Consider the following 24,309-nt stretch of genomic DNA (forward strand, 5'->3'; position numbering starts at 1 on the left):
GGGGGCTGCCGCCCCCCAGACCCCCCGCCCAAAGGGGGCCACGGCCCCCTTTGGAAACCCCGTGAGTATTTGGGCCAAGATGAAAGACAGGCTGGTTTTGATGTTGCGCGGGGTGAATGTGGGGGGCGTCAAGCTGCCCATGGCCGCGTTTCGCAACATGTTGGCGGGCTTGGGGCTCGAGGATGTGGCGAGCCATATCCAGTCGGGCAATGCGGTGTTTCGGGCGGGGCTTGCGGCCGAGGGAGCAGGGGCTGCGTCCTTGGCCAGGCTCGAGGCGCGGATTGCAGAGGGGCTTGCTGCGGAGTTCGGGCTGGCGGTGCCGCTTTTCCTCTGGCGCCTGGCCGATTACGAGGCGCTTTTGGCGGCTTGCCCCTTCCAGGCCGAAGGGGCGGCGGATGGCGCCTCGGTCCACCTCGTCTTTCACCGGGCAGAGCTAGCTCCGGGGCTCGAGGCCCATGCCACGGCCGGAGAGCGGGTCTTGGCCGGGGCAGGGGTGCTTTACCTCCACGCGCCTAGGGGCTTCGGGCGCTCGGAGCTGGTGACCAGGCTGCCGCGCTACCTGAAGGGGGACCAGACCGCGCGGAACTGGCGGAGCTGTGTCGCGGTGAGGGAGCTTGCAAGGGGACTGGCGGAGGGCCCGTGAGCGCCGCCTTTCCACCCTTCTCCTCGCCGCCCCGGGCTTGACCCGGGGCCTCGACTCGTCAAGCGCATCGGCTGCCATGGCCCCCTCACGCAAGGGTGATGCCGCGCCCCCATTCCCTGTGGCAAGCTTCACCCATGCGCGCGCTCCTCGTCCTTGCCCTGGTCTTCGCTCCTGGCCTCGCCCGGGCCCAGTCTGACTGCATCGCCCTGGCCGCCAATGCGCCCAGCGTGATCCCGGCCGCTTTCGCCCCCGAGGAGGGCGTGGCGATCCGCTACCTCGACCACTCGATGTTCGCCCTGACCCTGCCGGATAGGCTCATGGCCGTCACCGATTACAACGGCCATATCGGCAATCCCGAGACCGTGCCCGCCGTGGTCACGATGAACCACTACCACGACACGCATTTCACCAGGACCCCGGACCCGCGCATCCCCGTCGTCCTGCCGGGCTGGGGGACCTTCGGCCATCCCGCCGCCGTGGACCTCGACCTCGGGCCCCTGCGCGTCCGCAATGTCACCACCGACACACGGGGCCCCTTTGGCGAGGGGGGCGAGCAGGATGGCAACTCGATCTTCATCTTCGAGGCCGAGGGGCTTTGCATCGTCCACCTGGGCCATCTGCACCAGGAGCTTTCGCCCGCCAAAAGGGCGATGATCGGCCGGGTCGATGTGCTGATGGTGCCGGTCGATGGCGGCTTCACCATGAGCCAGGAGGCCATGGCCGCCGAGATCCGCGCGCTCCATCCCCGCATCGTCCTGCCGATGCATTGGTTCGGGCCCGAGACGCTGAAGGGCTTCCTGGCCACCATGTCCGCCTGGCCGGTCGAGATCCTCGCGGGCCCCGAGCTTGTCGTCACGCGCGACAGCCTGCCCGAGGCGCCGAAGATCGTGCTTCTGACGCCCGCGCTTTTCCCCTGAGCCTTCCCCCTTGGCGCCCGTGGCGTTACAAGGGGACATGCTGAACCCATGCTCCCCCGATTTCGTGGCCAGCCTCGCGGCGCGCCTTCCCGAGACCTTGACTGCGCCCGAGCCGCGCTGGCTGGAAGAGCCACGCGGCAAATGGCAGGGCCAGGCCGGCGCCGTGGCGCGGCCCCGGACGACGGCGGAGGTGGCCCAGATCGTGCGCGCCTGCGCCGAGGCGCGGGTCGGCCTCGTGCCCTGGGGCGGGGGGACGGGGCTCGTGGGGGGCCAGGTCATGACCGAGGGGCCCTTGCCCCTGGTCCTCTCGCTGGAGCGGATGAACCGGATGCGGGCGGTCTATCCGTCGGAGAACGTCATGCTGGTCGAGGCGGGGATGACGCTGGCGGAGGTCCACGCGGCGGCGGCAGAGGTGGAGCGGGTCTTTCCCCTGACGCTGGCGAGCCAGGGGTCGTGCCGGATCGGGGGGAACCTGGCCACCAATGCGGGCGGGGTCAATGTGGTCCGCTATGGGAATGCGCGGGACCTCTGCCTGGGGCTCGAGGTCGTGATGGCCGATGGCACGATCTGGAACGGGCTCAAGCGGCTGAGGAAGGACAACACGGGCTATGACCTGCGCGGCCTGATGATCGGCTCGGAGGGGAGCCTGGGGGTGATCACGGCGGCCGCCTTGCGGCTTTTCCCGGTCAACCGGGCAGAGGGGGCGGCTTTGCTGGTCGTGCCGGGGCCTGCGGAGGCCTTGGCTCTTCTGGCGCTCGCGCAGGAGCGGCTGGGCCCCGGGCTTTCGGCCTTCGAGCTGATCTCGGGCCAGGGCCTGGCTTTCCTGGCCGAGACCATGCCGCAGATCCGCCAGCCATTTGCCGAGGCGCCGGACTGGATGGTCCTGGTCGACCTCGGCCTGACCGGGGGCGATCCGGAGGCGGAGTTGGTGGGGTTATATGAGGCCGGTGCCGAGGCGGGGCTGGTCCTGGACGGGGTCATCGCGCAGTCTTCCGCGCAGCGGGCGGGGCTCTGGGACCTGCGCGAGACGATCCCCCTGGCCAATCGCGCGGTGGGTGCGATTTCGAGCCACGACATCTCGCTGCCCTTGTCCGAGATTCCGGGCTTCATCCCGGCGGCGACCGAGGCGCTGATGCGGCTTGGCCCCTTCCGGATCAACTGCTTCGGCCACCTCGGCGATGGCAACCTGCATTTCAACGTCTTCCCGCCCAAGGGGCAGAAGGCGGCGGAATTCAAGGCCCTGGCGGGGGAGGTGCAGGAGCTGGTGCATCAGAGGGTGGTGGACCTCGGGGGGAGTTTCTCGGCCGAGCATGGGGTCGGGCGGCTGAAGGTCGGCGACCTGGAGCGCTGGGGGGATGGGGCCAAGCTTGCCGCAATGAAGGCGATCAAGGCGGCGCTGGACCCGCATGGCATCATGAACCCGGGGGCGGTGCTGCGGTGAGCGCGCCTGATCCCCGGAACCTGCGGCTCGCCTTTGGGTTTGCGGTTGGAGCGGTGGCAGCGGTGTCGGCGGCTTTTATCGCGGTTGATGTCGCGGTGGATATCGAGGCGTCATGGGGATTGGGTCGGTTGCTGTGGATCTCGACCTGGGCCGGTCTGGGAGCGGGCCTCGCGGCCTTTGGCCTGTCGGGCTGGGGTGGGCGGCCGGGCTGGAGAGGCTGGGCCCGCGCCTATGCCGCGGCTGTGCTTTGCAGCCTCTGCGGCGGTTTCGCGGGAGGAACGGCGGTCTACCCGATCTTTGGCACGCTCTTCGGCCCGCCGGTTGCCTTTTGGATGATGGTCTCGCCGAAGCTCATGCCCCTGTGGTGGGGCGGTTTCGTGCTGGTCCAGCTTCTGGCTCTGCGGCTTCGCGCGCGATTGGGGGCTGGCGGTTCGGCTGGAGGCGGTTGACGCTGGGGGGCTCCGCCGACTGGACCGTCGCGCTGGTGCCTTGGCCCGAGGTCCTGCCGACTGTGGGGCTGGCCCTGCCGACTGCGCCGACTGCGCCCAAGGGGGGGATGTTGTCCTGCCGACTGTGGGGACAATTCCTCCCTGGGCCGTTTGGCGGCCGGGTCCTGTCCCCTCAGTCGGCAGGGCGAGGTTTGGCGTGGGGGCAGCCGGTGCAGTCGGCAGAGCCCCCCGGAGAGGCACCCCGAGGCCCACTCCCAAAACGCCGCACGCCCTGCCGGGGTTTCCGACAGGGCGCTGGGGTGGGGTAGGTGGGTCACGTGTTGCAAGCAGCGCCCGTCCGGGTGGGTAATCCCGGATGAGCAAGGTTTAGGACGATTCGGGTTACTGAATGGTTAACGCCACCCCTCCCGCCCGCCCAAATCGGTAAAACACGTCACAAACCCTCGAAGGCGCAGAGCGCGTGGACCTCCATCCCCAGGGCCTCCAGCCTCTTGCGTCCGCCAAGGTCGGGCAGGTCGATGACGAAGGCGCAGCCCACGACGACGCCACCGAGGCGCTCGATCAGCTTGATCCCGGCTTCCGCCGTGCCGCCCGTCGCCAGAAGGTCGTCGACCAGGAGCACCTTTTCGCCGGGCTGCAAGGCGTCGTCATGGACCTCGACCACCGCCTCGCCATATTCCAGCTGATAGGCCTCCGAGATCACCGCGCCCGGCAGCTTGCCCTTCTTGCGGATCGGCACGAAGCCCGTCGAAAGCTGATGCGCCACCGCGCCGCCCAGGATGAAGCCCCGCGCCTCGAGCCCGGCCACCTTGTCGATCCGGGCGCCCGCATAGGGCGCCAGAAGCTGGTCCACCGCCATGCGGAAGCCGCGCGGATCGGCAAAGAGCGTGGTGACATCGCGAAACAGGATCCCCTCATGCGGGAAGTCCACGATGGTGCGGATATAGTCCTTGACGGTTTTCTGCCTGGTCATGTTCCTGTCCTTGCGCTCGACCCCAGAAGCCGTGAGACGGCCCGGATACACAGCGCGCGCCGTTCGGCCCAATCGCCCGTGATCAGCACCCTGTTTGCCCCAAACCGGTCCAACTGCGCAAGGACCGCCGCCTGAAATGCCGCCCGGGCGGCGGGGTCACCTTGATAGCGCGTGCCGTCGTCGATCCAGGGCCGGTCGATGTCCAGGACGAAGTAAAGATCGGCCAAGTCCGGGGGAGGCTCGGTCGGCGCCTGCCCGGTCAGGAAGCCTTGCCAGACCTGGGTCAAAAGCGGATCGGTGTCCTCGAACAGCACCGGTCCCGCCTGTCCGGCCAAGGCCCGGCGCATGGCGCGGTGACCCGCCATGATCTGGGCGAAGTCCGCCTCGGTCCAGGGGCCCTCTGCGCGATGGGCATCATGCACCCGGCCATATTCCGGCACGTAAAGCGTGTCGAATTCCGCGGCGAGGCTCTGGGCCATGGTGGATTTGCCGACGCTTTCGGCGCCGACCAGCACGATGCGGCGCTGGAAATGCGGGCGCACTTCGGGGGGGAGGAACCGCCATTGGCCCGGCGGATTGCGGCGCACCGCCGTTCCGCTGGTGGGGAAGGCCAGGCGCTCGGGGTCGATCAGGACGGGGCGTGCGCCGACCTCGGCGGCCAGCCTATGGACATAGGGTTCCGAGCCGAAGACGACATCGATCGGCCCGCCCTGGGCCGTCAGGCAGATCCGGCGCCAGATCGGCCAGAAGTCGGGATGGTCAGCGGGCTCTTGCGGGACGATGCGGTCGTGGTGGAGGACACGCACCCCGGGCAGCATGGCGGTCATCCAGCCATGGCGGAGCGACCCCGGGATCGGGTCATCGGGCAAGGAGCAGACCAGCACCGTCAACTCGTCGCAGAGCCCAGCGGCCACTTGGGCGAGGAAGCGGTGGCCGGCATGGGGCGGCAGGAACTTGCCCAGAAGGAAGCCCCGCGTCACGGCGTCTGCTTGCGCCAGGTGGCGCGCCAGTCGGCCAGGCCTTTGATGGCCAACCCAAGGAAGAGCGTGTAAAGCACGGCCGTGGGCTGGAGGTCCTTGGCGAGATAGACCCCGATGGCCAGGACATCGACGGCGATCCAGAAGATCCAGTTTTCCAGGTAGCGCCGGGACAACAGCACCTGTGCCGCCAGGCTCAGGCCCGCAATGGCCGCATCCCACCAGGGCAGGGCCGCATCCGTCAACTCTGCCATGGCCCAGCCCCAAAGCGCGACACCAAGCGCCGTGGCGGCAAGCACCTGGCGCCATTGGCGGGCGCTCAGCCGGAGCACGATCAGTGCCCCCGTCGCCGTGCGCCCCGAGATCCACCACCAAAGGCCAAAGACCTGAATCACGAAGAACAGGACCTGCAAGAGCGCGTCGCTGTACAATTTCGCGTCGTAGAAAATCCAGGCGTAAAGGGTGACCATCACCAGGCCGAAAGGATAGTTCCACAGGCTGCGCCGGATGATCAGGACGACATTGGCCAGGCCGCAGAGCGAGGCGGCGATCTCGATCGTTCGGGTGCCGAACATGGCACCAAGAAAGTCCAACGCCGTCATGTGCTGCGCCCCAGCACCCGTCCCGCCACGCCCCGCAGCCGCTCCACCATGGCCGGGTCACGGTGGGAGGGCGCGGTCATCACGGCATATTCCAGCGCGCGGTCGCAGCCGCAGGGGCAGGTCTCGCGGGGGGCGAGGCTCAAGCGGCGGACCACGTCGCGGGCGGCCTCGGCATTGGCGGTGAGGGTGGCGATCACCTGGGCCACATCCACCGCGCCATGTCCTTCGTGCCAGCAGTCGTAATCGGTGACCATGGCGAGGCAGGCATAAGCAAGCTCTGCCTCACGGGCGAGCTTGGCCTCGGGCATCCCCGTCATGCCGATCACATCGGCGCCCCACCCTCGGTAGAGGAGGCTCTCGGCGCGGGAGGAGAATTGCGGGCCCTCCATCGCGAGGTAAGTGGCGCCGCGGTGCAGTTTCGGGCCTTGGACAGCCTCGGCCACGGCGTCGGAGAGGCGCGGGCAGGTCGGATGGGCGACCGAGACATGGGCCACCAACCCCGGGCCGAAGAAGCTTTTCTCCCGCGCGAAGGTGCGGTCGATATATTGATCCACCAGGACGAAATCGCCCGGCGCATAGTCTTCGCGCAAGGAGCCCACCGCCGAGACGGCCAGCACATCGGTGACCCCCAGGGCCTTCAGCGCCGCGATATTGGCGCGGTAGGGCAGGGAGGAGGGCGTATGGACATGGCCCCGCCCATGGCGCGGCAGGAAGGCCATCTCGACCCCATTGAGCCGCCCGGTCAGGACCTGGTCCGAGGGCGGCCCCCAGGGCGTCTCGACCGTGACCCAGGCTTGATCCTGAAGCCCCGCGATCTGGTAAAGCCCCGAGCCGCCGATGATGCCGAGTTTGGGGGTCATGCGGGTCTCCTTGCCGTTTCGGGCAAGGCTAAGGGGAAGGGGCCGCGAAGGGAAGGGGCTCTGCCCCTGGGCCTCACCCCGGGATGTTTGGGCAAGCATGAAGGGGCGCCCGGGAAAGGGCGCCCCTTGCGGTCAGATCAAGGTGACCAGGGCCGCGTCGGCCATGCCGAGGCCCACGAGGAAGATGGAATCGACGCCCGGGCCATAGTGCAGGAAGATGCCGCCTGCACCTGCCGAGAAGGAATGGGCCACGCCGGTGGCCAGGTCGATCTTGTCGCGGGCCACCTGGAAATCGGTCACCATGTCCTGGCCGTCGCCGACGAGGAAGACGAAGGTGTCGATGCCGAGGCCGGGGCCTCCGGTCATCGTGTCGTTGCCGCGCCCGCCGGTCAGCCGGTCGGCCCCCTGGTCGCCGAAGAGGACATCGGCCCCGCTGCCCCCGATCATCTTGTCGTTGCCGAGCCCGCCCCACAGCGTGTCGAGCCCCGCCCCGCCATTCACCGTGTCATTGCCGTTGCCGGCAAAGACCCGGTCATTGCCGGCGTTCAGGATGAAACTGTCGTTTCCGGTGAAGTTCAGAAGCACCCCATCCGAGGAGGTCGTGGTCGACAAAAGCACATCGGCATTGGCATTGCCGGTATAGGTCCAGCCCAAGGGCAGGAAGAGGGTCTCAAGCGCGGTATTGTCGGCGCCGGAGGCATCGAGGGCCGCCTGGGTGCGCAGGGTTTGGGCGGGCAGGCTGAGCCCGGTGATCGTGACGATATCCAGCCCGTTCACCGCCTGGGCTCCGGAGATGGTGCCGAGGATCGTGCCCCCGGGCCCCGGCGCAAAACCCGCGCCGGAGATGGTGATCGTGGTCAGACCGGCCGTATAGGTGATCTGCGTGGGCGTCATTCCGGTGACGCTGCCCGTGCCGATCTTGTCGAACAAGAGGATGAGGTCGGCGGGAGAGGAATTGAGACCAGGCGAGAAGCTGATTGCGGGCATGAAATTGCGCTCCGATGTGAATGAATGGCGCAAGGGTAAGACCAAAGCGGGAAATCGCAAAGCTGGAAAGGGCGGACCTGTCCTTTTGGATAGGATCAGGCCGGACCACAGGGCGCCGTAGCCCGGGGTATGTCCCGGGGTTCTGTCCGCTTCGGCCCCGGGACGCCAGATGGGGCGTTCAGGGGGCGGCGCGCGCGAGGTCGGCCACAAGCCGCGGATCGGCGCCGAGGCCCTGGAGAAGCTCCACCGAAAGAGGGACGCCGATCTCGCAGCCTGTCGCGACATGGGGCAGGCCCGAGGGCTTCAGGATCAGGGCCTGGCTCGCGGCATCGGGGTAGAGAAGGAAGCCCATGGTCTCCAGCGGGGTCAGCGCCTGGTGAGAGGTGATGACGCTGGTGCATCCCCTGGGATCGGCGGAGTTGGCCTTGGCCGTGGGGTCGGTCTTGGCCAGGAGGTCGAGGTAAAGCGCGGTCAGGGGGGGCAGGCGGCCCTGCGCCTCGGGGTCGAGGTCGTTGACCAGCGGGGTCTCGGGGCGCAGCTCTGCGGGCAGAAGCGAGAAGGGGTCGACCTTCTCGCCCGTCTTCAGGTCGAAGAGCACCGCGTCTTGCTCGCTCCAGCCATGGGCGCCGCCGGGGCAGGCGGCATCGGTCTGCAACAGAAGTCCGTAGAAATCCGCGCCCTGGAAGGTCACGTCGACCCAATGGGAATACCACATCTGCAAGGGGTTCCGGCCGGCATCGAGGCCCTCGGCCGCGATTGTCTCGTCGTCGAGGAGGCCGCAGGGCAGCATCAGGGCATCCTGGTCCAGGGCCAGGAGGGCGGCGTTGATCTTGCAGGCGGGTTCGGTCCCGGAACAGGGCAGGCGCGGGGTGGGCTCGATCAGGACCATGGGGTCGGGGCGCTCCTGCGCCTGGGCGGGCAGGGAGAGGGCCGCGAGGAGAAGGGCTGCGAGGCGGGTTCGGGCTTGCATGCCAGGTCCTTTCGGAAAGCGGGGAAGGGGCTCTGCCCCTGAGGCCCTGCGGGCCTCACCCCGGGATACTTGGGCCAGTGTGAAAGAGAGCCCGGGGGCGGCGGGGCGTCAAGCGGGGGCCTGAGTGGGGGCGGGGTGGATCGCGGGGGGCGGGGCGCTGCGACGGGTCGATTGGGTGCTCTGAAGGGCGTGTGTCAGTCGGGGCGGCGGAGCTCCAAAAGATCGGTGACCTGAAGGTAGTCCATGTAGCCGAGCCTGGCCATGACCCCGGCCTTCACAAGGTCGAAGCGGCCCTCTGTCAGGAATTCGTCGCGGATATGGACGCCCAGGACCGTGCCGATGACGAGGAAGTCTTCGCCGCCCTCCAGCGTCACGACCTGTTGCAGGCGGCATTCCAGCGTGGCGGGCGAAAGCGCGACGCGGGGGCAGTCGATCTCCTGGCACTCGGCCTTTTCGATCCCGGCATGGGTGAATTCGTCGCTGCCATGGGGCAGGTGGGCCGAGGTCTGGTTCATCTGCTGCCAGAGGTCGCGGGAGACGACATTGCTGGCGAAGACCCCGGTTTCCTCGATGTTGCGAAGGGAATCCTTGCGGTCGCAGGCGAAGATGACCTGGGGGGGCGCATAGGCCACGGCGTTGAAGAAGGAATAGGGGGCGAGGTTGTCGCCCTTGGCGCCCCGGGTCGAGATCCAGCCGATCGGGCGCGGGGCCACGATGGCGTTGAAGGGCGAATGGGGCAGGCCGTGGCCTTGGGCGGGACGGTAGAACATGGGGCGGCTCATGCTGGGGGCTTTGAGGGATGGATCGGGGCCTTGGGGCAAGGTGTCAAGGGGCGGTGTCTTGGGGCGCCACCCTGGGGCTGGCATCTGGCGGCCATCATGGGCTCTGGTGCGCGGAAAGGGGGCGCGGCGGCCCCGGGCCTGGTTCTTCTGTCATGGCGGTCGGGGCAGGGGTTTCCGTGCTCTGTTCTGCCCATGGCCGCCAAACCCCTGGCCGGCTCGGAGCGGAGTTCGAAACGGATTTGCTCCTGTCATGGTCCCATGTTACGGGCGTTCCCAGATGATTCCCTGAACCCGCGATCCCGCCCCATGTACCAGTTGGAAGAAGAAACCGAGGCCGACTGGTGGGAGGTCGAGGCTTTGTACGACCTGTGCTTTTCGCCGGGGCGGACGGCGCTGTCCTCTTACCGGTTGCGCGACGGGGTGCCCACGGTGGCGGCGCTTTGCCTCGTGATGCGCGAGGATGGCAACCTCGTCGGCGCGATCCGCTATTGGCCGGTCGAGGTGGGCGGGGAGGATGTGCTCCTGCTCGGGCCCGTGGCGGTCCACCCGACGCATCAGGGCGAGGGCCTGGGCGGGCTCTTGATCAACGAGAGCCTGGCCGAGGCAAGGCGCCAGGGTTGGGAGCGGGTGCTGCTGGTCGGCGATGCGCCCTATTACAAGCGCTTCGGTTTCTGGAAGCTGGAAGGGGTCGAGATGCCGCCGCCGACCAATCCCGACCGCATCCTCGGGCTGGAATTGAAGGCCGGGGCCTGGAAGGGCGTGACTGGCAAGGTGACCAAGGCAGCGGGGGCCTGAGGGATCAAGGGCGGGGGCCATGACGGGGGGCCATGTCGGGGTCCCTGTCGGGGGGCCATTCCGGAGGCCGGGATCGGTGGGGGAGCTTGGCTGACCGGGGTCTGCCCGCTGCGATCGCCCCGGATGCCCTCCTGACCGCCGCAATCGCCGATGATGCCCCCCACCGGAGACCAAGGTCGATGATGACCAAGGCACAGTCGGCGGAGCAGGGGCTGGGGATCGGCGTCAAGGGGCCAGTCGGCAGCCCCGCCAGCGGCCCCAACCGCAGCCCCACCAGCGGCCCCTCTGGCGGTCCTCGCGGCACGCCCTGACCCAAAGGAGCGGCTGGCGCCGCAAGATTATCTCTCGCCTCTGGCCTGGCGGCCAACCGGCTCGGGCGTTGCAATGGCGCGCGGGCTGCCCATATCCTTTGGCATGACCCTGAAAGCGCCCCCCCTTCCCGTGCCCCATCGCGACCTCGACCTGCGGCTCGCGGCCCTGGCCCATGCCCAGGCGCAATTGCGCGCCTCCTGGACCGGGCGCCTGCAAGGCATGGTCTCGGGCGATGGCGGCTGGAGCAAGCTGCCCGAGGGCGTCCGGCGCGAGGTCGAGGCCCGCATCGTCGCCGCCCTGGAAAAGGGCTTCGCTGCCGATCCGCACCCGACACGGGGCCGGACGGGCGGCGCGGTCATGGTCTCGGGCGCCCTGGGCGGCGCCTTCGGCATCCCCGGCGCCCTGGCCGAGATGCCGGTCTCGCTGGTCCTCTTCCTCCAGGCCATCCGCGAAGAGGCCCGCGCGGCCGGCCTCGATCCCGCGCGGGAAGGGGTCCGGAGGGCGGCCATCGACATCCTTCTGCGGGGCCAGGTCGTTGGGGCGGAGGAGGCGCTGGAGGCCTCTTTCCTGAACGCCCGCCTCGGCTTGTCCGGGCCCATGGTCACGGGCTGGGTCGCCCGGCTGGTGCCGAAGCTCGCCCCGGTCCTGGGTCAGCGCCTGGCGGCGGGGGCGGTGCCGGTCGTGGGCGCGCTGGGCGGGGCGCTCGCCAACCGGGCCTGGGAGAGCCATTATCGCGGCCTCGCCCAGGTGCGCTTCGGGCTCATGGCCCTGGCCGAGGTCCATGGCGTGGGCGCGGTCGTCGAGGGCTGGAAACGGGCGGAGCGTTTGCCTGCGGTTTGAGGGCGGAGATCGGGGGGCTGCCGCCCCCCGAACCCCCTGCCTCAAGGGGAGCACGCTCCCCTTGAGAAACCCCGTGGATATTTGGGCAAGTATGAAAGGGGGGGCGGGGAGGTTGGCCGGGGTTGGGCTTGCAGTCTTTGACCCAGGCCCTGGATCGGTTGGCCCGTCCTGCCCAGGGTCGAGCCTCGTTGCAATCTTCGGCACGCTTGCAAACTGGGGCTTTCGGGAATCACAATGCCGTGTTACTTAGCTTTATGGCTAAGTATGATCCCGATCTCAACCTGGTCTTCCAGGCCCTCTCGGACCCGACGCGGCGGGCGATGCTGGCGGCGCTCGGCAAGGGCGCGGTGCCGGTCAGCGAGCTGGCACGGCCAACGGGGCTCGCCCTGCCCACGGTGATGCGGCACCTGGGCGTGCTGGAGGAGGCGGGGCTCATCGCCAGTCAGAAACAGGGGCGGGTGCGGACCTGCCGGATGCGGCCCGAGACGCTGGAAGTGGCCGTCGACTGGCTGAGCCAGCAGCGCGCCATCTGGGAGGCGCGGGCGGACCGGCTGGAGGATTACGTGATGCGGTTGATGCAGGAGGGTGGGGACGATGCGTGACCTGTCGGTGGAACGGAGGATCGCGGCGCCGCGCGACCTGGTCTGGCGCTGCCTGACGGAAGGCCAGCATCTTGCACGCTGGTGGGTGCCTGCGCCCGTCACGGTCGAGGACATGGTGCTGGAGCCGCAACCGGGCGGGCGCTTCGGCTATGTCATGATCCTGGAGGACGGCGCGCGCTTTGCCCTGGACATGATGATCTGCGAGGCGAGGGGCCACCGCCTGATCTTCACCGACCTGATGTCGGGGGGCTTTCAGCCCATGGCGGCCCCGATGTTCGGCTTCGTCGGAGAGCTGGCCCTGACCGAGGTGGAGGGTGGGACGCTCTACCGCGCCACGGCGCGCCATGCGCGGGAAGAGGATGCCAGGCGCCATGACGAGATGGGATTTCACGACGGTTGGGGCGCGGTGGCGGGCCAGCTTGTTACTTATGCAGAAGGACTGAGATGATGGAACTTGACCCCCAAAACCTGGACCCGGCAACCGACCTGGAACTGGTGCGCGAGCTGAAGGCGCCCAAGGCGCTCTTGTGGGCCTGCTGGACCGACCCGCGGCATCTGCCGCATTGGTTCGTCCCCAAGCCGCACAAGGTGGCCTCCTGCGAGATCGACCTGCGGGTGGGCGGGGCCTGCAACACGACCTTCGACATCGAGGGCAACCTGATGGAGAACAAGGGCGTCTACCTCGAGGTGATCCCCGGCGAGAAGCTGGTCTTCACCGACACCTACGAGGCCGGCTGGAAGCCCGCGCCCGAGCCCTTCATGACGGCCATCGTGACCTTCGAGGACCTGGGCGAGGGCCGCAGCCGCTACCGCGCCGTGGCGCGCCATCGCAACCCCGAAGCGGCCGAGAGCCACCGCAAGATGGGCTTCTTCGAGGGCTGGGGGACTGTGGCGGGCCAGCTCGAGGCCCATGCGCAAGAGCTGGAGACCCGCGCCATGGTGATCACGCGCCATATCGCGGCCCCGGTGGAGAAGGTCATGCGCTGCTGGACCGATCCGGCGATCCTGCCCAAGTGGTTTGGCCCTGCGGGCTATGACTGCAAGACCAAGTCCATCGACCTGCGCGAGGGGGGCGAATGGACTTTCGACATGGTGGGCCATGGGCAGGTCTGGCCCAACCGCCACCGCTATACCGTGATGCGGGACGGGCGGATTTCCTTCCTGATGGATGGCGGGGAGGAGCCCTCGATGGAAGTGACGGTGACCCTGGCGCCGGAAGGGGCGGGGACGCGGATCACGCAGACCGTGATGTTCCCGGATGCCGCGGGCAAGGTCGCGGCCACGGGCTATGGCGCGGCCGAGAAGGGGATGGAGACGCTGGGGAAACTGGCGGCGGTCGCCGAGGGCTGAGAGGGGGGCTCTGCCGACTGTGGGCGGGGTCTTTGGCCTCGGGCCGGGGCCCTGCCGACTGTGGGGTGGGGTCCTGCCGACTGCGCTGTCGCTTTGCGGGTTTTGGCCGAGGCTCCGCCGACTGGGTTGTGGACCCGTTGTATCCCCCGGGCTGCGGGCGAGGTCCCGGGGGATATCGCGGGCTGCGGGCGATATCGCGGGCCGGGGGGCGGGGCAGGGGACACTGCCGACTGCGGGGCCCGGACGCTCGCGCCGGCCTTGGCCCAAGCCCACTGCAAGCTTGGTGGCTCTGCTCTGGCCAAGGGCGGAATTGGGGGCTAGCTTTGGCGCAAAGGAGAGCCCCTGATGAAAGATGCTGCCCCCACCACGGTTTACCTCAAGGATTACCAGCCCTTTCCCTTCGTGGTGCAACAGGTCGCGCTGACCTTCCGGCTGGCACCTGGGGCGACGCGGGTCCTGGCCGCCCTGACGCTTGCGCCCAACCCGGCGCGACCCGGGGTCCATGACCTGCGGCTGGATGGCGAAGGCTTGGCCTTGATCGCGGCGCGGATCGGGGGGCGGGCCTTGGCCGTGTCGCCCGACGAGACCGGCCTGACCATCCCGGCCGCCATGCTCCCGGCGGAGGGCTTCGTCCTGGAAACCGAGGTGGAGATCGCGCCGGAGGGCAACTTCTCCTGCGAGGGGCTTTACATGTCGGGGGGGATCTATTGCACGCAATGCGAGGCCCAAGGCTTCCGGCATATCACCTTTTACCCCGACCGGCCCGATGTCATGGCGCCCTTCAAGGTGCGCATCGAAAGCGACATGCCGGTGCTGTTGTCGAACGGGAACCCCGGCGCGCAGGGCGCGGGCTGGGCGGAGTGGGACGATCCCTGGCCGAAGCCCGCTTACCTCTTTGCCCTGGTGGCGGGGGATTTGCGGGCGCATCGCGGGGACTTCGTCACCGCCTCGGGGCGGAAGGTTGACCTTGCCGTATGGGTGCGGCCGGGGGATGAGACGCGCTGTGATTACGCGATGGATTCCTTGATCCGGTCGATGCGCTGGGACGAGGAGGTCTATGGCCGCGAATATGACCTCGATGTCTTCAACATCGTGGCGGTCGATGACTTCAACATGGGGGCGATGGAGAACAAGGGGCTCAATATCTTCAACTCCAAGCTCGTGCTGGCCAGCCCCGAGACGGCCACGGACGACGATTATGGCCGGATCGAGGGCGTGATCGCGCATGAGTATTTCCACAACTGGACGGGCAACCGGATCACCTGCCGGGATTGGTTCCAGTTGTGCCTGAAAGAGGGGCTGACGGTCTTCCGCGATCAGCAGTTCACCGGCGACATGCGAAGCCATGCGGTCAAGCGGATCGAGGATGTCATGATGCTGCGCGCCCGGCAGTTCCGCGAGGACCAGGGGCCCTTGGCCCATCCGGTGCGGCCCGAAAGCTTCATCGAGATCAACAACTTCTACACGGCGACGGTTTACGAGAAGGGCTCCGAAGTCATCGGGATGCTCAAGCGCCTGGTGGGGGATCAGGGCTACAAGGCCGCCTTGGACCTGTATTTCGACCGCCATGACGGGGATGCGGCGACGATCGAGGATTGGCTGAAGGTCTTCGAGGATGCCACGGGGCGCGATCTTGCGCAGTTCAAGCTCTGGTATTCGGAAGCCGGGACGCCAAGGGTGAAGGTCAGTGAGGCTTGGGAGGAGGGGGTCTTCACCCTGACGCTGTCCCAGGTCAATCCGCCGACGCCGGGGCAGCCGGAGAAGGCGCCCAAGGTGATCCCGGTGGCGGTGGGGCTTCTCAATCCCAATGGCGACGAGGTGCGGCCCACGGAAGTGCTGGAGCTGACGGAGGCCGTGCAGAGCTTCCGCTTCGAGGGCCTGGCTTCGCGGCCCGTGGCCTCGGTGCTGCGGGGCTTTTCGGCGCCGGTGGTGCTGGAGCGCGAGGTGGCGGCGGAGGAGAGGGCATTCCTTCTGGCCCATGACACCGACCCCTTCAATCGCTGGGAGGCCGGGCGGGGCCTGGCGCGGGAGGTGCTGGAGGGGGCGGCCGATGCGGGGCTTTGGGTCCAGGGCATGGTGCGGCTGATGCAGGACGGGGGCCTCGACCCGGCCTTCAAGGCCCTGGCTTTGCGGTTGCCGGGCGATGACGAGATGGCCGCAACCCTGGCGGGCAAGGGGCAGGTGCCCGACCCCGAGGCGATCCGCGACCGGCGAAGGGCGCTGCACATGGCCCTGGCCGAGGCCCTGCGGGCGGAGCTGCCAGCCATGGCGGCCCCCCTTGGGGTCCGCTTCGCGCCCTCGGCCGAACAGGCGGGGCGGCGGGCCTTGCGGCTTGCGGCCTTGGGGCTTCTCGGGCGGCTCGACCTGGGCGCGGTGGCGGCGGCGCATCGGGCCTCGGACAACATGACCGAGGAAGTGGGCACGCTGGCGATCCTGCTGGAGAACGGGGCGGGCGGGCCGGAGGTCGCGAGCTTCGAGGCCAGGTGGAAGGCCGAGCGGCTGGTCATGGACAAGTGGTTCGCCTTGCAGGTCGGCTGCGCCGCGCCCGAGGCTGTGGCGGGCGTGGTGGAGCGGCTGACCGCGCATCCGCTCTTTGACTGGAAGAACCCCAACCGGTTTCGGTCTGTCCTGGGCGCCCTCTCGGCCAATCATGCCGGGTTCCATCATGGCTCGGGCGCGGGCTATCGGCTGATGGCGGATTGGCTCTTGAAGCTCGATCCCTTGAACCCGCAGACCACGGCGCGGATCTCGACGGCCTTCGAGACCTGGGGGCGCTATGATGCCGGGCGCAAAGCCCATGCCAGGGCGGCGCTGGAGCGGATCAAGGGGACAGAGGGCCTGTCGCGGGACCTGGGCGAGATGGTGGGGCGGATTCTGGGGTGATGTCCGGTCGGGCCTCTGCGGGCTGACGCCCTTGCGCCCGACCGGAGGACGCCGGGGGGCTGCCGCCCCCCGAGCCCCCCGCTTCAAGGGGAGCACGCTCCCCTTGAAAATCCCCGTGGATATTTGTTGACCAATGAAAGGGCCGGGTGCTGGACTCCGGCCCTTGGCAAATGGGCCGCAGAGGCGGTCGAGGAAAGATCCTGATGGCGCGTGTGATCCTGTTCAACAAACCCTATGACGTGCTGACCCAGTTCACCGATGAGGTCGGGCGCCAGACCCTTGCGGATTTCATCCCGGTGCCTGCGGTCTATCCGGCGGGGCGGCTGGATCGCGACAGCGAGGGCCTGGTCGTCCTGACCGATGACGGGGTCTTGCAGGGGCGGATCTCCTCGCCCGGGGCGAAGTTCGCCAAGACCTATTTCGTCCAGGTCGAGGGCATCGTGACGGAGGAGGCCCTGGGCCAGCTCCGCGACGGGGTGCTGTTGAAGGACGGGCTGACGCTGCCCGCCCAGGCCCGCGCGGTGGAGGCGCCCAAATGGCTCTGGCCGCGCGAGCCACCGATCCGGGTGCGCCAGACCGTGCCCGATGGCTGGATCGAACTGACGATCCGCGAGGGCAAGAACCGCCAGGTCCGCCGCATGGTGGCCGCCGTGGGCCTGCCTTGCCTCAGGCTGATCCGCTGGTCGGTGGGCGACTGGACGCTCCAGGGCCTGGCCCAGGGCAATTGGCGCGACGTGGCGGCGCCGGAAGTGGCGCCCCTGGGCGGCATGGCTTCGCGAAAAGGGTGAGGATCGTGGCGGAAGCATCAGAGATCATTGCGAAACTGGCGCTGGAACCTCATCCCGAGGGCGGCTGGTATCGCCAGACCTGGGTCGGGCCCGACCGCGAGGGCCGCGCCTCGGGGACGGCGATCCTCTTCCTTCTGGCGCGCGGAGAGCGCAGCCATTGGCACCGCGTCGATGCCGATGAGATCTGGATCTGGAACGCGGGGGCACCGCTGGCCTTGTCGCTGGGCGAGGCCAGGGCCGCTACCGTGACCCTGGGGCCCGATGTGCTGGGCGGGCAGCAGGTCCAGGCCCTGGTGCCTGCGGGCCATTGGCAAGCGGCGCGGTCCCTGGGCGACTGGACGCTGGTCTCTTGCACCGTCTCGCCCGGCTTCCGCTTCGAGGGCTTCGAACTGGCGCCGCCCGAGTTCACCCTGCCAGAAGCCGCGCAGGGCTGAAGGGCGAGAGCAGCGGCGCCGCGCCCCCCGTGATCAGCGCGGCCAGGCCCTCGGCCACCACGGGGGCCAGGGTCGCGCCGGAATGCATCACCGCCGCCCAAAGCCCCGGGGCAAGGGCGCCGATTGCGGGCAATTGGTCGCCCGGCACCGGCCTGTAAGCCAGGGTCACGCTTTCGGCCCGGACCTCGACGCCCAGAAGCGCCGAAAGCCGCGCCTTCCCTGCCGCGACCTGGGCGGGGATATCGGCCACGGTCTCGGCGCTGTCGGATTGGTGATGCGGGGCCAAAGGCGCCAGGAGCCGGCCCTGGCGGTCCTGCCGCAGGTCCTGGCCCGGCAGGGCGAGGATATGGGACAGGACCCGAGGCAGGGGCTTTGACACCAGCATCAGCCCCGGACGCCGCAGCATGGGCAGGCCGCAAAGCACCTGCGCGCCGCAGCCATTGGCCAGGATCACGTGATCGGCCGTGAAATCCCCGGCCGGGGTCTGGACGCGGCCCGCGCTGGCCCGGGTGACGGGCAGGCCCAGGATCACCTCGGCCCCCGAGGCGACCAGCGCCGCCCTTGCCAGGCCCGCCACGTCCACGGCGCCCTCTTGCGGCAGGAAGAGCGCGGGCTGCGACAGGCGCGGCTCGCGGGCCTGGACCTGGGAAGCGGTCAGGGGCTGCACCTCGTAGCCCTGGGCTGAAAGCTCGGCCGCCTTGGCCTCGGGGTCGTCGAACCACAGGCATCCCGGCCAGTCCCAGAGATCCGCGCCAAGGTCGCGGGCCAGGCGGTGATGGGCCGCGATCCCCTCTGACCGCAGGGCGAAATGGGCGGGGTTCAGGGCGTAACTGGCATTGATCCAGCCGAAACTCGCCCCCGAAGCGCCCGAGGCCGCCGCCGCCTGGTCGATCACCGTGACCCGGACCCCGCGCCGCGACAGGGCGAGGGCGAGGCAAGCGCCGGTCACCCCGGCTCCGACGATCAAGGCGCTTGGCATGGGGCTCTCCTTCGGGCGTTCAGGGCAGGAAAGGCCAAAGCCCGGGCGAAGGCAAGGGCGCGCAGGATTTGACCCCTTGATCACAAAACGGCATTTGCCGCTGGGGCAAGGGCAGGGTAAAGCCCCGGCATGACCCAGAGCCCCACGCAAGCCGCAGCGCCGCCCTCCCAGTCCTCGCCTTCCCAGTCCTCGCCCTCCCAGGACACGCGGGCAGGCTTCTTCTACGCGCTGTCGGCCTATCTGCTTTGGGGCTTCCTGCCGTTTTACATGAAGGCCCTGGCCCATGTGCCACCGCCCGAAGTCATCGTCCACCGCGTGCTGTGGTCCTTGCCCATCGCCTTGGGGGTCGTGGCCTGGGCGGGCCGCTGGCCGGCCCTTGTCCTGGTGCTGAAGACGCCGCCGAAACTGGTGCTGGCCATGGCCTGTTCGGGGCTGATCTCGGTCAACTGGGGGCTTTACGTCTGGGCGATCGGCTCGGGTCACACGCTGGAGGCGGCGCTGGGCTATTACATCAACCCGCTCTTCTCGATCTTCCTGGGCGCGGTGCTGTTGCGGGAAAAGCTGAATGGACGGCAAAAGGGCGCCATCGCCCTGGCCGCCGCCGCCGTGGCTGTCCTGACGCTGGAGACCGGGCGGCTGCCCCTGGTGGCGCTTGGCCTGACCCTGACCTGGGGCCTTTACGCCTATCTCAAGCGCCGCATGCCCATCGGCCCGAACGAGGGCTTCGCGCTCGAGGTCCTGATCCTCTCGCCCTTCGCGCTGGCCTATGCCGTCTATCTGTCGGCCACGGGCCAGGCGGTCTTCCTGACCGAGGTGCCGACCACGGTGCTGTTGCTGTCGGCGGGATTGGTGACGGCCATTCCCTTGATGCTTTACGCCAATGGCGCCAAGGGCCTCAGCCTCTCGACCATCGGGATCATGCAATATATCTCGCCCACGATGATCCTGGCCATCGCCACCCTGGCCTTTGGCGAGCACCTGGGGACGGCCCAGATGATCGCCTTCCCGATGATCTGGGGGGCGCTGGCGCTTTACTCCTCGGGGCTTTGGCGGCGATAGGAGCTGCGGGGCGGGGCGGGCGGCAGGGGCGGCACGTCGAGGCCCTGGAAGGGATCGGCCCAGAAGGGCAGGTCGGCCATCCTCTGCGCCCAGGAGTGGAGCGCCGGGTAATCGGCCAGGGGCAGCTCGGTGACATCGTCATAGGGCAGGAAGCAGGCCATGCGGAAATCGGCATAGCTGAGCGCGCCGATCAGGAAATCGCGGGTCTTGAGATGCGCGTCAAGCTGCGCGGCCGACCGGTGGAAATCTGCAAGGCCGCGCTCGACGCCCTCCCAATCGACCGGGCCTATGCCGTAACGCTGCTTGGTGCCAAGCTCCCAATGGATCAGCTCGCAGGCCTGGACGAAGGTCGCCTTGCCCCAGGAGATCCAGCGGATGACCTCGGGCAGGCGCCGGTCCAAGGGCCAGAGATCGCCCCCCATGGCGAGGCGGCAGGCGATGGCATCGGCCTCCCAAAGCGGCGGCTGGCCGGGTTCCTCGAGGATCGGGATCAGCTGGGAGGGGTTCAGCGCGCGGTATTTCGCGGCCTGGTCGGGGTGGAAGGGTTCGGCGAAGTGCAGCGTGATGGGCGCGTCCAGGTAACGCGCCACGGTCAGGGCAAGGCGGGGGTTCGGATTGCGGGAGTAGTGGAGAATCATGGCACGGCCTATCTGTTTGATATCAAAGTAAAGTGCCTGGCGCGGAAGGCAACCCGAAATCCCAGGGGCGGACGGGGAGAGGTCCCGGGTCAAGCCCGGGACGGCTTGGCGCGGGGGCAAAGGGGCGCTTTCCGATGCCGTGTCGTGGGGGGCGCAGGGGAGGCGCTGCCTCCCCTCGGGCTGCGCCCTCACCCTTCGGGATATGTGGGCCAAGGTGAAAGGGGGAGGGGGGCTGGTCGGGTGGCATGGGGGCGCTTGCGCCTGCGGCGGGGAGGGCTCTGCCGACTGGAGCGATGGGCCCGGAGGGCGGCGGTGGGCCCCGCCGACTGCTGGGGCATGTCCGGGGCGGCCTGGGCGTGATGGGGGCGGTTGCGCCGGCGACGGTGAGGGCTCTGCCGACTGGAGCGTCGTGGCCGGAGGGCGGCGGTGGGCCCTGCCGACTGCGGGGGGATCTCTGGGGGGGCGGTCCCCTGGTCTTCGGGAGGTGCATGCGGAAAGGGCGCGTCCCGGTCCTCCGGCATGCGCCCTCTATTTCATCTTTTCATAAATATCCCGGGGGTCTGGGGGCAGCGCCCCCAGCCCTTACAGCCCGAGCTTCTGGTTGACCATCTGGCCCACCACCGCCGGGTTCGCCTTGCCACCGGTGGCCTTCAGCACCTGGCCCGTGAACCAGCCCGCCAGCCGCGCATTGGCACGGGCCTTTTCCACCTGGTCGGGGTTGGCGGCCATCAGCGCATCCAGGGCGGCTTCGATGGCGCCGAGGTCGGTGACCTGCTTCATCCCGTGCTTGGCGGCCTGTTCGGAGGGCTCGCCGCCTTCGGTCCAGAGGATCTCGAAGAGGTCCTTGGCCATCTTGCCCGAGATCTCGCCCTTGGCGATGAGGTCGATGACGCCACCGAGTTGGGCGGAGGAGACCGGGGTCTCGGCGATGCTCAGACCTTCCTTGTTCAGGCGACCGAAGAGCTCGTTGATCACCCAATTGGCGGCCTGCTTGCCGTCACGGCCCTGGGCCACTTCCTCGAAGAAGGCGGCATTGGCGACTTCGGCCGTCAGCACGTTCGCATCGTAGTCGGTCAGTCCGAAATCGCCCATGAAGCGGGCCTTCTTGGCGTCGGGCAGTTCGGGCATCGAGGCCGCGATCTCGTCCACCCAGGCCTGCTCGATCTCCAGCGGCAAAAGGTCGGGGCAGGGGAAATAGCGGTAGTCGTGGGCCTCTTCCTTCGAGCGCATCGAGCGGGTCTCGCCCTTGTCGGGATCGTAGAGCCGGGTCTCCTGGTCGACCTTGCCGCCATCCTCGACGATGGCGATCTGGCGCCGGGCCTCATATTCGATCGCTTGCTGGATGAAGCGCAGCGAGTTCATGTTCTTGATCTCGCAGCGCGTGCCCAGATGCGAGAAATCCTGCGTCGCCTGGTATTTCTCATACTGGCCCGGACGGCAGATCGAGACGTTGACGTCGGCGCGCAGGTTGCCGTTCTGCATATTGCCATCGCAGGTGCCCAGATAGCGCAGGATCTGGCGCAGCTTCGCCACATAGGCCGCGGCCTCTTCCGGGCCCCGGATATCGGGGCGCGAGACGATCTCCATCAGCGCGACGCCGGTGCGGTTGAAATCGACGAAGGACATGGCGGGGTCCATGTCGTGGATGCTTTTGCCCGCGTCCTGTTCCAGGTGGATGCGCTCGATCCGGACCTTGCGCGCGATGCCGGGGCCCATTTCGACCAGCACTTCTCCCTCGCCCACGATCGGGTGGTAAAGCTGGCTGATCTGGTAGCCCTGCGGCAGGTCGGGGTAGAAATAGTTCTTCCGGTCGAAGGCCGAGCGCAGGTTGATCGCGGCCTTCAGACCAAGGCCGGAGCGCACGGCCTGGGCCACGCAGAACTCGTTGATCACGGGCAGCATGCCGGGCATGGCGGCATCGACGAAAGCCACGTTGGAATTGGGCTCGGAGCCCACCTGGGTGGAGGCGCCGGAAAAGAGCTTGGACTGGCTGGCGACCTGGGCATGGATCTCCATCCCGATCACCAGTTCCCAATCGTGTTTCGCCCCGGCGATCACCTTGGGCTTGGGCGCTTCATAGGTCAGGTCAAGCATGGGCGGCACTCCTTCTTCGGCCCTGCTGTCTTTAGGCGGGAAGGGCCGTGGTCGCAAGAGGCGCCATGGGTCTGGCAGGGCCCCGCGCGGGCCCTGCCAGGGTCAGAGCGCTCAGGCCTTGCGGCGCCGGGCCATCCAGCCGCCCGCCAGGGCGACACCCGCCAGAAGCAGGCCAGACGCGGGGACCGGAACCGGAGTTGCCGAGGCAAAGCGCAGGTCGTCGATGCCGAAGCCTTCGGAGGGCGCAAGACCGGTGATCGTGATCGAGGTAAAGGCCGTGTCCGAGACGATGCCGAAGAAGCTGGAGAACGCGCCGGGGGTCGTCGGCAGCCAATCCGTCGTGCCACCGCCGCTGAAGGTCGAGCGCTGCGTGTTGTCGTTGTTCACGGCGGCGAAGATCGCGCCAAAGGCGGTGATGGCCGTGTCGAAGGTGATGGTCAGGGTCTCGCCGTCGAGAAGGCCGAACTGCAGGTTCGTCCCGTTCATCCCGACAGCGTTCAGCCCCGGGTTGGCGATCACGTTGAAGCCGCTGCCGGTGACGGTGCTGTTCAGCGTGGTCGAGAAGGGGCCGAAATCGACCGTGCCATGCAGGCTGGTGCCGAGGGTTGCGCCCGAAAAGGTCTCGGTCGTCAGGCTGCCAGCCGCGAGACCGAAAAGCAGTTCATCGGTGAAGCTGGTTGTTGCGGCCTGCGAGGCGCCTGCGGCAAACGAAGCCGCGATGGCAAGGCAGGACATCAGGGTTTTGGTCATGGTTCGTCTCTTGTGCCAATCGGAGGGTTGTCTGTTCTCTTGCAACGAAAACCGGTATCCAGTCTGGCCAATCGGCCGCATGCCTGTCAATCCCCGTGCCGCCAGCGCCTGTGCCATTGCTTATGGCTGTGCCGTCCGCGCCCGGGGGCCTGCGGGGGGCCTTGCGCGGATTCTCGCCCATTTCCTGAAAGCGGCGGGGCATTGACTCGGAATTAACCCGCAATGGCGTCAAAAGCACCGGGTCGCACGCAATGCGACGGCAACTGTCTGGTCCGATGTTCAAGCTCATTCTCTCCGCTGCAACCCTTTCCCTGGCGCTGGCCCCCGTGACGGCCGAGGCGCGGCAGAAGAAGGTGGAACTCCCTGCGATGCGCTGGGACCATGCGGCGGAAGCGTCGGAGTGGACCAAGGTGGCCCTGGCCGTCGTGGCCGATCATGACAGCCAGTTGGCCAATGTCGTGCCCGCGGATATCGAGGCCTATTGCCCGGGTTACGCCAGCGCCTCGGTCGAAGAGCGGCGGGCCTTTTGGGTTGCGGTGCTGTCGGCGACGGCGAAATATGAAAGCAGCTTCAACGAGGCGGCGGTTGGGGGCAAGGGGCGCTATATCGGCCTCATGCAGATCATGCCCGCGACGGCCAAGCATTCGGGCTGCGAGGCGACTTCGGTGGCGGCCTTGAAGGATGGCCAGGCGAACCTGGCCTGCGCGATCCGGATTGCGGCGCCCAAGGTGGCGGCCGATGGCATGGTGGCGGGCAAGGGCAACCGGGGGATTGCGCGGGACTGGGGCCCCTGGGCCTCGTCCAGGAAGCGGGCGGCCATGGCCGAATGGACCCGCGAACAGAGCTATTGCCGCGCGGGGGCGTGAGGGCCGGGGCCTGAGGTCGCCTCCCTTGGTGCTGGCGTGGGCGGTGCGCTCAAGCGCACCCTACGGCAAGTTGGATGAGGCGGCTCCCTTGGGGCCGCTTTTGTTTTGACCGGGGCACAAGCAGGGCGACTTCCGCCCTTTATGGGCCACATGCAAAGCATGCGGCCCAACAAGGGCGTTCGGGCCGGGGGGGCGGCCTGGGGAGCCGGAGCTGGCGCAGCTTTCGCCTCGGGCACAGGCTCGGCCTTGGCAGGTGGCGTGGGATCGGTCAGCGGCGAGATCACAAGGTCGCAGAGGCCATGGACGAACTCGAACACC

25 protein-coding genes are annotated in these 24,309 nt (G+C 68.3%); 14 read left to right on the forward strand and 11 right to left on the reverse strand.

What is annotated here, in order from left to right; genetic code table 11:
• Positions 1-79: 79 nt before the first annotated feature.
• From GV832_RS19950 to GV832_RS19965, 4 genes are all read left to right on the forward strand, one after another.
• Entirely contained in the window at positions 80-643 is a 564-nt protein-coding gene (locus tag GV832_RS19950) for a DUF1697 domain-containing protein (RefSeq protein WP_168776640.1), read from the forward strand.
• A 134-nt stretch (positions 644-777) separates the two neighbouring features.
• A complete protein-coding gene (locus tag GV832_RS19955; protein ID WP_168776641.1) occupies positions 778-1,560 on the forward strand; it encodes an MBL fold metallo-hydrolase in 783 nt (260 codons plus the stop codon).
• A gap of 37 nt (positions 1,561-1,597) precedes the next feature.
• Entirely contained in the window at positions 1,598-3,001 is a 1,404-nt protein-coding gene (locus tag GV832_RS19960; RefSeq protein WP_168776642.1) for an FAD-binding oxidoreductase, read from the forward strand.
• A 62-nt stretch (positions 3,002-3,063) separates the two neighbouring features.
• Complete coding sequence (locus GV832_RS19965; protein ID WP_168776643.1) at positions 3,064-3,450, forward strand: hypothetical protein; 387 nt, start codon at positions 3,064-3,066, stop codon at positions 3,448-3,450.
• Between the two features lie 433 nt (positions 3,451-3,883).
• Here the strand turns inward: GV832_RS19965 and GV832_RS19970 are convergent, their stop codons facing one another.
• From GV832_RS19970 to GV832_RS20000, 7 genes are all read right to left on the reverse strand, one after another.
• On the reverse strand, positions 3,884-4,423 hold the full coding sequence (locus GV832_RS19970; RefSeq protein WP_168776644.1) for an adenine phosphoribosyltransferase: 540 nt from the start codon (positions 4,421-4,423) through the stop codon (positions 3,884-3,886).
• Complete coding sequence (locus tag GV832_RS19975) at positions 4,420-5,403, reverse strand: AAA family ATPase (RefSeq protein WP_168776645.1); 984 nt, start codon at positions 5,401-5,403, stop codon at positions 4,420-4,422. Before GV832_RS19975 ends, GV832_RS19970 begins: the two co-directional genes overlap by 4 nt.
• The gene (pnuC, locus tag GV832_RS19980) at positions 5,400-5,975 is read right to left on the reverse strand and encodes a nicotinamide riboside transporter PnuC (RefSeq protein ID WP_168776646.1); all 576 of its coding nucleotides are present in this window, start codon (positions 5,973-5,975) and stop codon (positions 5,400-5,402) included. The genes GV832_RS19975 and pnuC overlap by 4 nt, the downstream gene beginning before the upstream one ends.
• 23 nt (positions 5,976-5,998) lie before the next feature.
• On the reverse strand, positions 5,999-6,862 hold the full coding sequence (locus tag GV832_RS19985; protein WP_168776647.1) for an S-methyl-5'-thioadenosine phosphorylase: 864 nt from the start codon (positions 6,860-6,862) through the stop codon (positions 5,999-6,001).
• Between the two features lie 132 nt (positions 6,863-6,994).
• Positions 6,995-7,849 (reverse strand): calcium-binding protein, encoded by an 855-nt coding sequence (locus tag GV832_RS19990; RefSeq protein WP_227754564.1) that lies wholly within the window; start codon positions 7,847-7,849, stop codon positions 6,995-6,997.
• Positions 7,850-8,027: 178 nt separating this feature from the next.
• Positions 8,028-8,819, reverse strand: coding sequence for a hypothetical protein (locus GV832_RS19995; RefSeq protein WP_168776649.1), 792 nt, complete (start codon positions 8,817-8,819; stop codon positions 8,028-8,030).
• Positions 8,820-9,013: 194 nt separating this feature from the next.
• On the reverse strand, positions 9,014-9,589 hold the full coding sequence (locus GV832_RS20000; RefSeq protein ID WP_168776664.1) for a flavin reductase family protein: 576 nt from the start codon (positions 9,587-9,589) through the stop codon (positions 9,014-9,016).
• Positions 9,590-9,907: 318 nt separating this feature from the next.
• On the opposite strand from GV832_RS20000, the gene GV832_RS20005 reads away from it, so the two are divergent.
• The 8 genes from GV832_RS20005 (at position 9,908) to GV832_RS20040 (ending at position 17,605) form a co-directional block, all read left to right on the forward strand.
• Positions 9,908-10,396: a GNAT family N-acetyltransferase gene (locus tag GV832_RS20005; protein WP_168776650.1), complete on the forward strand. Its 489-nt coding sequence runs from the start codon at positions 9,908-9,910 to the stop codon at positions 10,394-10,396.
• Between the two features lie 414 nt (positions 10,397-10,810).
• Complete coding sequence (locus tag GV832_RS20010) at positions 10,811-11,548, forward strand: EcsC family protein (RefSeq protein WP_168776651.1); 738 nt, start codon at positions 10,811-10,813, stop codon at positions 11,546-11,548.
• Positions 11,549-11,802: 254 nt separating this feature from the next.
• A complete protein-coding gene (locus tag GV832_RS20015; RefSeq protein WP_168776652.1) occupies positions 11,803-12,150 on the forward strand; it encodes an ArsR/SmtB family transcription factor in 348 nt (115 codons plus the stop codon).
• Complete coding sequence (locus GV832_RS20020) at positions 12,143-12,598, forward strand: SRPBCC domain-containing protein (protein ID WP_168776653.1); 456 nt, start codon at positions 12,143-12,145, stop codon at positions 12,596-12,598. The genes GV832_RS20015 and GV832_RS20020 overlap by 8 nt, the downstream gene beginning before the upstream one ends.
• Positions 12,595-13,500, forward strand: a complete 906-nt coding sequence (locus GV832_RS22585) for an SRPBCC domain-containing protein (protein ID WP_168776654.1) — start codon at positions 12,595-12,597, stop codon at positions 13,498-13,500. Before GV832_RS20020 ends, GV832_RS22585 begins: the two co-directional genes overlap by 4 nt.
• Positions 13,501-13,845: 345 nt before the next feature.
• Positions 13,846-16,383, forward strand: coding sequence for an aminopeptidase N (gene pepN / locus GV832_RS20030; RefSeq protein WP_168776655.1), 2,538 nt, complete (start codon positions 13,846-13,848; stop codon positions 16,381-16,383).
• Positions 16,384-16,586: 203 nt separating this feature from the next.
• Complete coding sequence (locus GV832_RS20035; RefSeq protein WP_168776656.1) at positions 16,587-17,171, forward strand: pseudouridine synthase; 585 nt, start codon at positions 16,587-16,589, stop codon at positions 17,169-17,171.
• Positions 17,172-17,176: 5 nt separating this feature from the next.
• A complete protein-coding gene (locus tag GV832_RS20040) occupies positions 17,177-17,605 on the forward strand; it encodes a cupin domain-containing protein (RefSeq protein ID WP_168776657.1) in 429 nt (142 codons plus the stop codon).
• Here GV832_RS20040 and GV832_RS20045 read toward each other — a convergent pair.
• Complete coding sequence (locus GV832_RS20045) at positions 17,577-18,584, reverse strand: NAD(P)/FAD-dependent oxidoreductase (RefSeq protein ID WP_168776658.1); 1,008 nt, start codon at positions 18,582-18,584, stop codon at positions 17,577-17,579. The two genes, GV832_RS20040 and GV832_RS20045, sit on opposite strands and share 29 nt — an antisense overlap.
• Before the next feature lie 129 nt (positions 18,585-18,713).
• Between GV832_RS20045 and rarD the strand changes: the two genes are divergently transcribed.
• Positions 18,714-19,643, forward strand: a complete 930-nt coding sequence (gene rarD, locus GV832_RS20050) for an EamA family transporter RarD (protein ID WP_168776659.1) — start codon at positions 18,714-18,716, stop codon at positions 19,641-19,643.
• On the opposite strand, the gene GV832_RS20055 is transcribed toward rarD, so the two are convergent.
• From GV832_RS20055 to GV832_RS20065, 3 genes are all read right to left on the reverse strand, one after another.
• A complete protein-coding gene (locus tag GV832_RS20055) occupies positions 19,616-20,281 on the reverse strand; it encodes a glutathione S-transferase family protein (protein WP_168776660.1) in 666 nt (221 codons plus the stop codon). The two genes, rarD and GV832_RS20055, sit on opposite strands and share 28 nt — an antisense overlap.
• Before the next feature lie 582 nt (positions 20,282-20,863).
• Positions 20,864-22,375: an Asp-tRNA(Asn)/Glu-tRNA(Gln) amidotransferase subunit GatB gene (gatB, locus tag GV832_RS20060; RefSeq protein ID WP_168776661.1), complete on the reverse strand. Its 1,512-nt coding sequence runs from the start codon at positions 22,373-22,375 to the stop codon at positions 20,864-20,866.
• 111 nt (positions 22,376-22,486) lie between these two features.
• Complete coding sequence (locus tag GV832_RS20065) at positions 22,487-23,125, reverse strand: PEP-CTERM sorting domain-containing protein (protein WP_168776662.1); 639 nt, start codon at positions 23,123-23,125, stop codon at positions 22,487-22,489.
• Positions 23,126-23,400: 275 nt separating this feature from the next.
• Between GV832_RS20065 and GV832_RS20070 the strand changes: the two genes are divergently transcribed.
• The gene (locus GV832_RS20070; RefSeq protein ID WP_168776663.1) at positions 23,401-23,991 is read left to right on the forward strand and encodes a transglycosylase SLT domain-containing protein; all 591 of its coding nucleotides are present in this window, start codon (positions 23,401-23,403) and stop codon (positions 23,989-23,991) included.
• Positions 23,992-24,309: the final 318 nt, after the last annotated feature.

The organism is Stagnihabitans tardus (genome assembly GCF_009925085.1).
In the GTDB taxonomy this organism is placed as follows: domain Bacteria; phylum Pseudomonadota; class Alphaproteobacteria; order Rhodobacterales; family Rhodobacteraceae; genus Stagnihabitans; species Stagnihabitans tardus.